The following is a 12,843-nucleotide window of genomic DNA, read 5'->3' on the forward strand; positions in this document are numbered from 1 at the left end:
GTGCGAATGCTCACCCGAACCCTTCTCGGCACTGCAGCAGCGATTCCCCTGGCCCTCGCCACTCCCGGTCTCGCTGCCGCGGCGGAACCCACCGACGTCACCTACTCGTTCGCTGTCGACGGCACGTCCGTCACCAACACCATCACCTCTGCTGCCGACGGCACCCTCAGCTGTGCCACGTCGTTGGCACCCGCACCGGACGGCGTTCTGCCGCCGCTGGAAGACATTCTCGGACCCGGGCAGACCCTCTACGACGGCGGTGACATCGAGCCCGGCACGTCGACCCAGACGGTGTCCGACGTTCCTCCCGGCTCGTACGTCGTGCTGGCGACGTGCGCACTCCAGGACGGCGACGCGACCGAGGCGATGTGGGTGTCCGACTACCCCGGTTTCACTGAGTACATGGCCACGGTGTTGCCCTGGACCGTGTACACGGTCCAGCAGGCGTCGACGGTGATCACGGTGCCCGAGGCAACACCGGAACCGGCTTTCCCGTCGCTCGACGACCTCGCGGACGCCTTCGGCAGCTGACCTGTCGACCGTTCGACGTCGGGTTTGGGGAACGGACGAATCGGGCACATCACGGCGATGTCGACTGCCGAACACGCGCCCACCGCCACCGTCTTCGCGCCGTCCCCGCTGCTCACCATCACCCTGGACGCAGCGCCGAACGGCGACACCGAACTCCACGTGCACGCCGGCGGCCAAGGCCACTGGATCGCCCGCATGGCCACCAACCTCGGCATGGACGTGACGCTGACCGGCGCGTTCGGCGGCGAGAGCGGCGGCGTACTGCGGGATCTGATCCACCGTGAGGGAATCACCGTGCGTGCCGTGGACATCGGTCACGAGTCCGGGTCCTACATTCACGACCGGCGGGACGGCGACCGCACCGAGGTGGCGACGATCGATCCCCCGCACCTCGCCCGGCACGCGCTGGACGACCTCTACGGGATCACCCTCGAGTCCGGAGCCTCGTCCGACATCGTGCTGCTGGGGGGCCCGCACACCGAGTCGGTGGTACCCGCAGACTTCTATCGACGGCTCACGACAGATCTGCGATCGCTGTCGAAGCCCGTCGTCGCAGATCTGTCCGGACCGACCGCGACGGCGGCTCTGCAGGGCGGGCTCACCGTGCTCAAGATGAGCCACGAAGACCTCATCGAGGACGGGCGCGCGGAGTCGGACGACCCGGACGTCCTCATCGAGGCGATGCGCGCCCTGCATGACGAGGGTGCCGACATCGTGGTTCTCTCCCGCGCGGCGGACCCGGCGCTCGCCCTCGTCGACGGCACGGTGCTCGAGGTGGTCACTCCCGACCTGGAACAGACGGACCACCATGGTGCGGGCGACTCCATGAGCGCCGGCATCGCCACCGGACTCGCCCGCGGCATGTCCATCGAGGATGCACTCGCCCTCGGCGGCGCCGCCGGCACCGCCAACGTGACCCGCCGCGGACTGGGTACAGGACAGCTGGGGCTCGTCGAGACCATCATGTCGACGGTCGAGGTACGCCCCTTCTCATCCTGACCGGCTGCACCCACTCGCAGGAGGCACACGTGCGCGTGCTCATCACGAACGACGACGGAATCGACAGCCACGGGATCGCCGTGCTCGCTCGGGTCGCCCTCGAGGCCGGTCACGACGTCATGGTGGCGGCGCCGCACGAGGAGCGCAGCGGTGCGAGTGCGTCGCTGTCTGCGCTGCAGAACCGCGACCAGCTCGTACTCTCCCGCGCCTCGATCGCCGATCTCGATGTCGACGCGTTCGCCGTGCAGGCCTCGCCCGCCATGATCGCGTTCGTCGCGACGCGCGGAGCCTTCGGTCCACGGCCGGACATCCTGCTGTCCGGCATCAATCACGGTCCGAACACCGGCTCCGCCGTCCTGCACTCCGGCACCGTGGGGGCGGCCCTCACCGCGTCCACCCACGGGGTTCCGGCGATGGCCCTGTCCCTCGCCGGCCTCGACACGGCGTCTCTCGCCGCGCCTGGCGACATCCACGACCGGATCGACCGTGAGGTCGCCTCGGGCGCTCCGAGCTGGGACACCGCCCACCTCGTGGCCCGGCGCGCACTCGACTGGTTCGTCGATCACGGTGCGGCGGACTGGGTCCTCAACGTCAACATCCCGCCGGTCGCACCGTCGGAACTCCGCGGCATCCGCCAGGCCGACCTCGCGGCCTTCGGCGCCGTCCAGGCGGAGATCGGCGACACCGACGACGAGTTCGTCACCGTCCGCTTCGATGCCATCCACGCGCGGGACGACGACGACAGCGACGCCGGCCTCGTCGCCCGCGGATGGGCGACGACCACTGCACTGCGACCCCCGTCGAGGGTGGACGTCGACCTGGCCGGGTTGGAGTGATCGCGTCCGTCGTGTCCGAGTGAGGAGGAGGCGACCGTCACTCCCGCGCCCGCTCTCAGAGCTTCCCCATGACAGTTCACTACAGTCACAGACGACCGTCGATGCTCGACCTGACCGAGATGGGGATTTTCTGTGACTCGCTGGGCTTCGTTCGTGGTGTCGCGGGCACGGTGGGTCCTGACCGCCGCGATCGTCATCGTGCTGGCAGGTGCCACGTGGGGACTCGGGGTCTTCGGCAGCCTCAGCCAGGGCGGATACGAGGATCCCGGCAGCGAGGCCGTCCAGGTCGCCCGACAGATCCAGGGCCTGGGAACCGCCGCACCGGACATCATCGTCATCTACTCCGCGCCCGACGGCCGCACGCTCGACGACATCGGGGCGGACGTCACGCCGGTGCTCGACGCGTTCCGGGCCGAGGTGGGTCCGAACGACATCACCTCCTACTGGACGGCCGGGCCGGTGCAGAAACCGTTCCTCGAGAGCAAGGACGGCACGAAGGGACTCGCAACCGTCACCCTGGGCGACGCCAGCGGCATCACCGTCGCATCGTTCTCGGAGTTGCTGCCGAAGCTCGAGGTCGCCGGCATCGACACGCAGTTCGCGGGCGCCTCCGTCGCGGGGGTCTCCTTCAACACCCAGCTCCAGGAAGATCTGGTCCGCGCCGAGATCATCGCGATCCCGATCACGCTGATTCTTCTGGTCATCATCTTCGGCGGCGTCGTGGCCGCCGCCGTCCCGGTCATCGTGGGCGCGCTCTCGGTGGCCGGCGCGCTGACCGTCCTGCGCCTCTTCACCACGTTCACCGAGATCAGTTCGTTCGCCGTCAACGTCGCCAGCCTGCTGGGTCTCGGCCTCGCCATCGACTACGGACTCTTCATCGTCAGCAGGTTCCGCGAGGAACTCAGGGGCGGAGCCACGTCCCACGAGGCCGCACGACGCACGATGCTGACCGCCGGGCGCACCATCGTCTTCTCCGGTCTGCTGCTGATCTGCGCCTTCGCAGGGATGCTCGTCTTCCCGCAGGCCATCATCAGATCCCTCGGCTTCGGTGCGATGGCGGCTGTCGGATGTGCGGCTCTGCTGTCGTTGACGGCTGTGCCGGCCGTCCTGGCCATGCTGGGTGACCGCATCAATGCCATCACCTGGTCCAGGACCGCCTCGGATCGCGGAGATGCACGCGCACAAAGGTTCTGGGGCGGGGTCGTCACGAAGGTGATGAAGCGCCCCATCGCTGTCGCCACCCTGATCATCGTCGGCCTGCTGGTCGTTGCCGCACCGCTGGTCAAGGCCCAGTTGGGCGAGGTGTCCTACACCGCGCTGCCCGCCGACGATCCCGCGCGTATCGCGTTCGAAACCCTCGCCTCGGACTTCAGCAGCACCGGCGACAGCGCCACCATCGTGTTGGACGGAGAGTCGGCGCGGCCGGACGGCCCCGCCATCAATGCGGTCACGACGGCTGCGCGCGCGGTGAGCGGGATCGCCAACGTTCAGTTCGGCACGGCCAGCGGCGACTTCGTGGTCATCAACGCGACGTTTTCCTCGGACGTGTCCCAGGAAGCGCAACAGGATGTGGTGCAACAACTCCGCGCGATCCCGGCACCCGACGGAACCGACCTGACGGTGGGCGGAGCGGCGGCCCTGGTCCTCGACGGCAACAACGCCATCGTGAACTGGCTGCCGGTGATGCTCACCATCATGGTGGTGTCGACGCTGATCCTGCTGTTCCTGGCGTTCGGCTCGGTGGTGCTGCCGATCAAGGCTGTTGCCATGGCGGGACTGAGCATGGCCGCGACGTTCGGGGCTCTGACGTTCATCTTCCAGGAGGGTCACGGGGCGGGCCTGCTCGGCGTCACACCGGCACCGCTCGAGGCGACGTTCGTGGTTCTCATCCTCGCGGTCGTGTTCGGGCTGTCCACCGATTACGAGGTGTTCCTGATGTCCCGCATGGTGGAGGCGCGCACGGCCGGTGCCACCACCGAGGAGGCGGTGCTGATCGGCGCCCAGCGGACCGGACGCATCGTGACCGCGGCGGCGTTGATCCTGATCATCGTGACGGGGGCGTTCTCGATGTCCGGACTGTCCATCATGCGATTCCTGGGTGTCGGCATGATTCTGGCGTTGATCATCGACGCCACGATCATCCGTATGCTGCTGGTCCCGTCGCTGGTCAAGCTCATGGGCGAGGCCAACTGGTGGGCACCCGCGTGGATGAAGAAGGTGCACGAAAAAGTCGGCATCGGTCACTGATACCGCCGCTACTTACTCCGCGGTAAGGTCCGCGCATGAGTACTTACGTGGTCACCGGTGGCACAGGATTCCTCGGCCGGGCCGTGGTGCGCCGGCTGGTCGAACGCGACGCCAAGGCTGTGGTCCACGTTCTCGTGCGACCGACCTCGGAACACCGCCTGAGCGGCGTCGCGGAGTCGTCCGGTCACCGCGTTCGCCCGCTGATCGGCGATCTCGAGCGACCCGGTCTCGGCATCGACGACTCGGCACTGTCCGCTCTGACAGCGGTCGACCACGTGATCCATCTCGGCGCGATCTACGACCTGACCGCCGGCGAGGACCAGGAATCGACCAACGTGCAGGGAACGGCCGCAGTCGCCGAACTCGCCCGGTCACTCGGCGCCACCCTGCATCACGTGTCGTCCATCGCGGTGGCCGGAGACCATCGAGGGGTGTTCACCGAGAACGACTTCGACCTCGGTCAGAACTTTCCGACGGCGTACCACCGCACGAAGTTCGAGGCGGAGAAGGTGGTCCGCGAGACTCCGGGCCTCACCTGGCGGGTCTACCGACCGGCAGCGGTGGTCGGTGACTCGACCACCGGCGAGATCGACAAGATCGACGGCCCGTACTACCTCTTCCGGCTCATCTCCCTCCTCGCCGAGTTGCCCTCGGCCCTGCCGGTGACGGTGCCCGCACTCGGCGCGACCAACATCGTCCCGGTCGACCACGTCGCCGACGCGCTGGTCGCCCTCCTGCACGCCCCGGATCTCGACGGCCGCGTGTTCCACCTCGTCAACCCGCGTCCGCAACCGATGCGGGAGATCTACTCCGCTCTCGCCGACGCGGCCGGCGCACCCCGCGCCGTGGGAAGCATTCCCGGCTCCGTCGTCACGCCGCTGCTCCGCTCGACCAATCGTCATGTCGTCGCCGCCCGCGACGCGGTGTTCGAGAACTACGACATCCCGCCCGTCATGGCCGAGCACCTCACGCTGCCCACCCGATTCGACTCGACCCTCACCCGTGCCGCACTGAACGAGGCGATGGGCGAGAACGCGGCCCGCGTACCGGAGTTCCGCACGTACGCACCCGCACTGTGGTCGTACTGGCGTGCGCATCTCGACCCGTACCGAGCGCGACGCGACGATCCGGCCGGGCCACTGGTCGACCGACACGTCGTCATCACCGGCGGTTCCTCGGGTATCGGCAAGGCCTCTGCCTTCGCTGCGGCCCGCAAGGGCGCGCGCGTCATCATCGTCGCCCGCGACGAGGCCAAGCTGGCGGCCGTCGTGGAGGAGATCCGGGCGAACGGCGGCGACGCGCACGGCTACGTCTGCGACATCACCGACGACGCGTCCGTCGCCGAGACCGTGGCCGCGATCCTGCGCGACCACGACCACGTCGACATGCTCGTCAACAACGCGGGCAGATCGATCCGGCGCTCACTCACCCTGTCGACCGACCGTCTGCACGATTTCGAGCGGACCATGGCCGTCAACTACTTCGGGGCACTCCGCCTGATTCTCGCGCTGCTCCCCCACATGCGCGAGCGGAAGTACGGCCACATCGTCAACATCAGCAGCGCCTCGGTGCAGAGCCACCCGCCACGCTTCGCCGCGTACGTGGCGAGCAAATCGGCGCTCGACGCCTTCACCTCGGTCGCCGCGTCGGAGACCCTGGCGGACGGTGTCTCGTTCACCACCGTGCACATGCCCCTCGTGGACACCCCGATGATCGCCCCCACCGGCAACAAGAACGTCAACAAGGTCGAGACGCCGGAGAAGGCCGCCGCGATGGTGATGCGGGCACTGATCGAGAAGCCCAAGCGCATCGACGTTCCCACCGGAACCGCCGCGGAGTGGGGCAACCTGCTGATGCCTCGCTCGAAGGACCGCGTGCTGGCGTCGTACTACAAGGCGTATCCGGACAGTGCCGCCGCCAAGGGAATCACCGACACCAGCTCGTGGTCGTCCGGTCCCCGTGCACCGAAGAAGAACCGACGCGAGTTCCGGATGCCCCGGGTCGTGCGGCGGGCCGGACGATGGGTTCCCGGCGCCCACTGGTGATGTCACAGATGCCGGCTCTCTCTCGTCCTACTCTCGAACGGGTTCCACCGAGGACTCGCACGAGGGAAGGATGACGCCATGCGGATCGCAGTGGCAGGCGGAACGGGCGCAGCGGGGCGGCACGTGGTGGAGCAGGTGCGGGCGCGAGGACACACTCCCGTGGTACTCGCGAGATCGGCCGGAATCGATCTCGTGCGGCCGACGCCGGAGCTCGACCGGGCACTGACGGACGTCGACGCGGTGATCGACGCCGCGAACGTCACGACGATGTCGGCGCGCGCGTCCGAGAAGTTCTTCGGCGCCGTCACGTCGACGTTGCTGGCCGCCGGTGAGCGCGCGGGAATCCGTCACCACGTGGCGTTGTCCATCGTGGGGTGCGATCGTGTCGACTACGGCTACTACGCCGGTAAACGTCTGCAGGAGAAGCTCGTACGCGAGTCGACGCTGCCATGGACGATCCTCCGTGCGACGCAGTTCCACGAGTTCACCGATCAGGCTCTCGCGATGACTTCGGGTCCGGTCGCGATGGTCCCGACGATGCGGAGTCAGCCGGTCAGCACCGCCGAGGTCGCCGCCCACATCGTCGACCTGGCGGTGGGGACACCGCTCACCTCGGTCGTGGAGTACGCCGGTCCGCGCCCGGAGTACCAACCCGATCTTGCCCGGAGGCTGCTGCGCGCGCGTGGATCGAAGCGTCTCGTCCTCCCCCTGCGGCTGCCGGGCGCCGGGGGTCGCGGCATGGCGAACGGTGGGCTCCTTCCCGGACCGGACGCTGCGCACGGTGACGAGACGTTCGATCAGTGGCTCGCGCGCGTGGGTGCCTCGACCCGGTGAGTGTCACCGACGACTTCGTCCGCGTCCGCCCACGGCTGGTCCGCATCGCCTACGCCGTCCTCGGTTCGCACGCCGACGCCGAGGACGTCGTGTCCGACTGCTGGCCGAAACTGGTCGCGGCCGATGCGACGTCACCCGTTCTCGACGTCGAGGCGTGGGCCGTGGTCGCTGTCTCGCGCGCAGCACTGGACGTGCTGCGGTCGGCCCGCGTGCGACGAGAGACGTACGTGGGACCGTGGTTGCCCGAGCCGTTGGTCGGACCGGCCGACTCGCCGCCCGACCGGGTGACGCTCGACGAGAGCGTGCGCTTCGCGCTCATGGTGGTGCTCGAGACGCTGTCCCCGGCCGAACGCACGACATGGGTCCTGCACGACGTGTTCGACGTCCCGTTCGACGAGATCGCGCGGATCGTGGGCCGCACTCCGAATGCCGTGCGGCAGCTCGCGTCTCGTGCACGACGGCACGTGACGGAGGGGGCTCCACGTTTCGCGGTGTCGCCCGAGCTGCATGCCGGCGCCGTGCGTGACTTCACCCGTGCCGCCGGTACGGGAGTGCTCGCCGATCTGCTGACGACGTTGGACCCCGACGTCGTTCTCGTCAGCGACGGGGGCGGAGTCGTCTCGGCGGCACGGCGTCCCGTGATCGGCGCCGACCACGTCGCGAGATTCCTCCTCGGCATCGCGGCGAAGGCGGGAGACGGTCTGCGGGTGCGTCCGTGCCGTGTGAACGGCAGAACGGGACTCGCCCTCGTGGCGGGCGACGGGTTGGTCGGCGTCGTCTCGTTCGAGGTGTCGTCGACGGGCCTGGTGTCGCGGATCGACATGATCCGGTCACCAGCCAAGCTCGCGCTCGTCGACCCCTCGGTCTGGCAGGACCGACCCGACAGCTAGCGGCCGATCGAGTCGAGGGACGCGAGCGTGCGCACCACCGCGCTCGCCGCCTCGACACCCTTCTTCTCGAGGTGCTCCGCGAAGAAGCTCGTGTGGTCGGCATGCTCGTGGAAGTGGTGCGGGGTCAGCACCACCGAGAACACGGGCACATCGGTGTCGAGCTGCACCCGCATGAGTCCGTCGATGACGGCCGTCTCGACGAAGTCGTGCCGGTAGATACCGCCGTCCACCACCAGCGCCGCCGCGACGACGGCCGAGTACCGGCCCGTGAGCGCGAGTCGCTTGGCGTGCAGGGGGATCTCGAACGCACCGGGCACCTCGAAGGTGTCCACGTCACGCCCGAACTCCCGCACGAAACCCTGGCGCACCCGGTCCACCAGTTCGCGATGCCAGGTGGCCTGGACGAAGGCCACCGAGGGAGTCGCGTCCGTCGTCATCGAACGGGCGCCAGCACGGTCAGCACCGGCGCCGCGGTGACGATCGAACCGAGTTCACTGCGACCCTCGGGCGTCGCCCGGAACGCGCGGTAGGCGGCGTCGGCCTCGACGCTGGCCCAGCTCTCGACGATGACGACGTGCGCCGGATCCTTCACGTCCGCCGTCACCTCGACACCGAGGCATCCCTCGAACGCGCGGGTGGCGACGAGGGTCTCGTCGATGATGCGGTGCGACTCCTCGAGGCGGGCGGGATCGAGACGCAGTTCGAGCAGAGCGGTGATGGCCACGGGACGTCCGTTCGGTCGGGGATCGCTGTCGATGCCAGTTCACCACGCGTGTGGTCAGCCCCAGTTGGCGGCATCCGTCAGGCAGAACGGATGGCCGGCCGGATCGAGGAGAACGCGCCACGTCTCGCCCGGCTGCGGCTCGGCGAGCGTCGCCCCCAGCTCGATCGCACGGGCCTCGGCCACCGGGATGTCCTCGACCGCGATGTCGAAGTGGAACTGCTTGCTCCCGTCGGGGTTCGGCCAGGCGGGTGGCCGATAGCCGTCCACGCGGCCGAAGCCCAGCGCCGGGCCCCCGTTCGCGGGAGAGAGCATGGCGTAGTTCTCGCCGTCACCCATCGTCTGGGTCAGACCGAGGAACGCCGCCCAGAATTCGGCCACCGGAGGAACCTCGGCACAGTCCAGGGTCGTCATCGCCAGTCGCGTCGTCGTCATGACCTCAGCCTCCCTCACGATCGGCACCGTGACTTGAACAAACGCGCCAGCCCGAGCGGTACGGTTCGCTCCGTGACGGAGGATCCGTTGACCCGAGCAGGCCGACGCGCGCAGTCGGCGATCCTGCACCCCGCGCGTGCGGAGGGTCGGATCACCGTCGGCCGCTCCCGCCCTCCCGACGACCTCTCGACCCTCGTCGACTACTTCTGGTGGGTGGAGTGGCACTGCCCCGAACCGCACGTGCAGGAGGTCGTCCCGCGCCCGGTGGTCCATCTGACGGCGGAATCTCGGGAGGGCGCTCCGCGGCTGCTGGTGCACGGCGTGATGCGACGTCGCTTCCAGCGCACCCTCGTCGGCGACGGGCGCACGGTCGCCGCAGCGTTCCGTCCCGCAGGTTTCCGCCCCGTTCTCGGCCGGCCCGTGAGCTCGATGACCGATCGGGTCGGGACCGTCGCGGACGTGCTGGGCACCGACGATCGCCGACTCGCCGGTCTCCTCCTCGACCCGGACGCGGACGTCACCACGTGTGTGGACCGACTGTCCTCGTGGCTGATCGAGCGGACCGCGACGGCCGACCCCGTGGCCGCCGACATCGCGGACCTCGTGGAGCTGGCCGAGACGGACACGACGGTCATCCGGGCGCAGCAGCTCGCGGATCGTGCGGGAGTGAGCCTGCGGACGCTGCAGAGACAGTTCGCCGACCATGTCGGCGTCGGGCCCAAGTGGGTGGTGCAGCGGTGCCGACTCCTGGACGTCGCGGGTGCCGCGCACACCGACGGCACGGTGGACTGGGCGGCGCTCGCCGCCGACCTCGGATACGCGGATCAGAGCCATTTGATCCGGGCGTTCACCGCCCTGGTGGGTGGTCCCCCCGCGCGCTACCGAGCGGACACCTGAGTCACCCGTCCCGCGTGTGCGCCTCCCGCGCCTCGTCGACGAGGCGGTGGATACGGCGTGCGACCTCGTCCAGCTGATCGACGATGTCGCGCCGAAGTTGGTCCACCGCATCCTGATCCAGCGGCACCGCGGGCGCACGATCGGGGTCACCGATCTCGATGAGCAACTCGATGTTGGTGCGCAAGGCGGTGAGCGGCGCCAGCAGCTCGGTACCCGCGTCGACGATGAGGTGGTTCTGTGCGAGCCGCGAGCGTTGCAGGGCCGCCAGCATGTCGTTGAACCGATCGGCGAGATGCGCCAGCTCGTCGTCACCCACCACGGCCACCGGACTGAGGTCGCCGGTCTCGGTGATCCGCCGCGTGGCGCGGGTGAGTCTTCCGACCGGGCGCAGGCCCGTCCGCGCCACCAGGTACCCCGACAGCCCTGCCAGTACCACCAGTGCGCCGCCCACCGTGACGAAGATGAGGAGCAGTCCACTCATCACCCCGTCGAGCGACCGGTAGGACTCTCCGACCAGCACCGTCGACCCGCTCGGCGCCTTCTCGATGGCCACCGCGTAGCCGTTCAGGTCGGTGACGACGCGGTCCGACTCCCCCGCGACCACCGACGCGACCACCGGTTCCAACACGCCGTCGGGAGAGGCGAACGGAGTGAAACTTCCGGACGCGGAGTACACGTCACCGTCCTCGCTGACGATGCCCACCTGCAGATAGCGTCCCGCGCGAGGTCCGGCAGCGAAACCGAAGGCCGCGGGCGAGAGTCCGGAGGAGTCACTGGCGATCAACTTGTCGGCGTCCCGGCCCACCCGATCGGCGAGCTGCGCACGCAGAGCGTCCTCGGTGACCATGTAGATCACGAAGGAGCAGATCGCGACGGCCAGCGCCGCCACGCTCACCGTGAGAAGTCGGATGCGACTCCGCAGCGACAGCGTCGCCGCGCGGGGCCGGGTGACGGTCATGACACGACGGTAACCGGCGGATCGTTCGGCGGCTGTGCGGTCCTATCGACCGCGTGCGAACCGGTCCCGCACGGCTCGGCCCCAGATCGGGAGGAAGCCGACGGTCATGTAGGCCAACGGTCCCACCGTCCCGCCCCACTTGACGATGCTGAGCGCACTCGACACGGTCGCGGTCGTGTCGGTGATGCGGCGGGTGTCGCGGTGGAGGTAGAGGTTGACGACGTTCTCGGTGATGTCCGCGGTGGCCGCGACGGCCGGGGCGGCGACGAGCACCGCGCGCAACGACCGCGACATGGGAACCAGCTCGGCGAGCCGCACGGCGCCCAGCCGCAGCGCCGCCGCGTAGAGCACCGGGTGGTGGAAGTTGGCGTGGTATCCGTTGGTCAGCTCCCGCGCGGCGCGTGGACTCATCCCGTCGACGACCGACCGGTAGCGCGCACCCGACGGACACACCTGCAGTTGCGCGTAGGCGGCCCCGCCCTGGCCGGTGACCCTGATGAGGCTGAGCTCGGACACGGCGTACATCAGGGCCCGAGCAGCGAGTTCGCCGTCGGTCCGGGTCACGGTGAACTGCTGGGTGGGTGCCGTCATGCGCCGACGGTAACGACAGTGGCCGCCAGGGACGGCGAGGACGTCGTCGGTTCTGGACGCCTCACAGGGCGCGGGGAGTTTCCTGGTGCTCGGCGAGGAACGGGCCGACCGCGGCGTCGAACTCGGCGAACCGATCCCGATGCACACTGTGGCCGCTGTCCACGGCGACGACCCGGCTGCGCGGCACCAGCGCCGTCATCGCCTCGAGGCGCGCGCGGTCGACCATGCCGGTGGGACCACCGACGACCAACAGCACATCACTCTCCATGTGCGCCAGCGCCTCCCACCACAGCGGATCGGGGGCGCGGAACTGGGTGAGTGCGGACGAGGTCATCGACCGATCGAAGGCCAGCACGGCGCGGGGGTGTCGGATCACGCTGGTCGTGGCGTGCAGCAGTTCGCGCGCGGACGGGAACTTCGTCGTGATCGACGGGGTCTCGTCACCAGGACGGATGGGGAGTGGAGCCTCCTCGACCACGAGCTTGCGCACCGTCGTCGGACGGCGTTGGGCGACGAGCGTCGCGGCGTGGCCTCCCAGGGAGTGGCCGACGAGGTCGACGCGAGTCAGCGAGAGATGATCCAGGAGCGCCTCGAGGTCGTCGCCGAACTCACCGAACAGGTAACTCCGTGCGCGTCCGCTGCGGCCGTGCCCGCGGAGGTCCGGGACGACGACACGGCGGCCCCGCCGAACCAGTGTGCGCGCGAACGCGTCCCAGGTGTGGCCGTCGCCGCCCATGCCGTGCACCAGCACGACGGGCGACCCCAGCACGTCGTCACCACCGGAATCTCGATAGTGCAGCCGCACGCCCTCGGCGTCCACCACACCGTCCGTCATGATCATCGAGCCATCCTCCCAGAG

General features: G+C 69.1%; 14 protein-coding genes. 8 read left to right on the plus strand and 6 right to left on the minus strand.

Annotation, left to right across the window (positions count from 1 at the left end; genetic code table 11):
* Positions 1 to 6 precede the first annotated feature (6 nt).
* The 7 genes from QE449_RS14240 to sigJ all read left to right on the plus strand — a co-directional run bounded on the left by QE449_RS14240 (position 7) and on the right by sigJ (position 8,382).
* Positions 7 to 531, plus strand: a complete 525-nt coding sequence (locus QE449_RS14240) for a hypothetical protein (protein WP_307109010.1) — start codon at positions 7 to 9, stop codon at positions 529 to 531.
* A gap of 57 nt (positions 532 to 588) precedes the next feature.
* The gene (locus QE449_RS14245; RefSeq protein WP_307109011.1) at positions 589 to 1,530 is read left to right on the plus strand and encodes a 1-phosphofructokinase family hexose kinase; all 942 of its coding nucleotides are present in this window, start codon (positions 589 to 591) and stop codon (positions 1,528 to 1,530) included.
* A gap of 29 nt (positions 1,531 to 1,559) precedes the next feature.
* Entirely contained in the window at positions 1,560 to 2,366 is an 807-nt protein-coding gene (gene surE / locus QE449_RS14250; RefSeq protein ID WP_307109012.1) for a 5'/3'-nucleotidase SurE, read from the plus strand.
* A 132-nt stretch (positions 2,367 to 2,498) separates the two neighbouring features.
* Positions 2,499 to 4,613: an MMPL family transporter gene (locus QE449_RS14255; RefSeq protein ID WP_307109013.1), complete on the plus strand. Its 2,115-nt coding sequence runs from the start codon at positions 2,499 to 2,501 to the stop codon at positions 4,611 to 4,613.
* 35 nt (positions 4,614 to 4,648) lie between these two features.
* A complete protein-coding gene (locus QE449_RS14260; protein WP_307109014.1) occupies positions 4,649 to 6,658 on the plus strand; it encodes an SDR family oxidoreductase in 2,010 nt (669 codons plus the stop codon).
* 78 nt (positions 6,659 to 6,736) lie between these two features.
* On the plus strand, positions 6,737 to 7,492 hold the full coding sequence (locus tag QE449_RS14265; protein WP_222627292.1) for an SDR family oxidoreductase: 756 nt from the start codon (positions 6,737 to 6,739) through the stop codon (positions 7,490 to 7,492).
* Positions 7,489 to 8,382: an RNA polymerase sigma factor SigJ gene (gene sigJ / locus QE449_RS14270; RefSeq protein WP_222627294.1), complete on the plus strand. Its 894-nt coding sequence runs from the start codon at positions 7,489 to 7,491 to the stop codon at positions 8,380 to 8,382. Before QE449_RS14265 ends, sigJ begins: the two co-directional genes overlap by 4 nt.
* Here sigJ and QE449_RS14275 read toward each other — a convergent pair.
* From QE449_RS14275 to QE449_RS14285, 3 genes are read right to left on the minus strand one after another with little or no spacing between them, the layout of a single operon-like run.
* Complete coding sequence (locus QE449_RS14275) at positions 8,379 to 8,819, minus strand: 6,7-dimethyl-8-ribityllumazine synthase (RefSeq protein WP_027503771.1); 441 nt, start codon at positions 8,817 to 8,819, stop codon at positions 8,379 to 8,381. The two genes, sigJ and QE449_RS14275, sit on opposite strands and share 4 nt — an antisense overlap.
* A complete protein-coding gene (locus tag QE449_RS14280) occupies positions 8,816 to 9,106 on the minus strand; it encodes a putative quinol monooxygenase (protein ID WP_027503772.1) in 291 nt (96 codons plus the stop codon). Before QE449_RS14280 ends, QE449_RS14275 begins: the two co-directional genes overlap by 4 nt.
* A 54-nt stretch (positions 9,107 to 9,160) precedes the next feature.
* A complete protein-coding gene (locus QE449_RS14285; protein ID WP_222638768.1) occupies positions 9,161 to 9,538 on the minus strand; it encodes a VOC family protein in 378 nt (125 codons plus the stop codon).
* Between the two features lie 72 nt (positions 9,539 to 9,610).
* Between QE449_RS14285 and QE449_RS14290 the strand changes: the two genes are divergently transcribed.
* Positions 9,611 to 10,435 carry a helix-turn-helix domain-containing protein gene (locus QE449_RS14290; protein ID WP_307109015.1) on the plus strand — a complete coding sequence of 275 codons (825 nt, stop codon included), beginning with the start codon at positions 9,611 to 9,613 and terminating at the stop codon, positions 10,433 to 10,435.
* A gap of 1 nt (position 10,436) precedes the next feature.
* On the opposite strand, the gene QE449_RS14295 is transcribed toward QE449_RS14290, so the two are convergent.
* The 3 genes from QE449_RS14295 to QE449_RS14305 all read right to left on the minus strand — a co-directional run bounded on the left by QE449_RS14295 (position 10,437) and on the right by QE449_RS14305 (position 12,825).
* Positions 10,437 to 11,393 carry a sensor histidine kinase gene (locus QE449_RS14295; protein ID WP_027503775.1) on the minus strand — a complete coding sequence of 319 codons (957 nt, stop codon included), beginning with the start codon at positions 11,391 to 11,393 and terminating at the stop codon, positions 10,437 to 10,439.
* A gap of 42 nt (positions 11,394 to 11,435) precedes the next feature.
* Complete coding sequence (locus QE449_RS14300; RefSeq protein WP_051612916.1) at positions 11,436 to 11,984, minus strand: hypothetical protein; 549 nt, start codon at positions 11,982 to 11,984, stop codon at positions 11,436 to 11,438.
* Positions 11,985 to 12,045: 61 nt separating this feature from the next.
* Entirely contained in the window at positions 12,046 to 12,825 is a 780-nt protein-coding gene (locus QE449_RS14305) for an alpha/beta fold hydrolase (protein ID WP_027503776.1), read from the minus strand.
* Positions 12,826 to 12,843 lie beyond the last annotated feature (18 nt).

It is taken from the genome of Rhodococcus sp. SORGH_AS_0303 (assembly GCF_030819335.1).
Classification (GTDB): Bacteria; Actinomycetota; Actinomycetes; order Mycobacteriales; family Mycobacteriaceae; genus Rhodococcoides.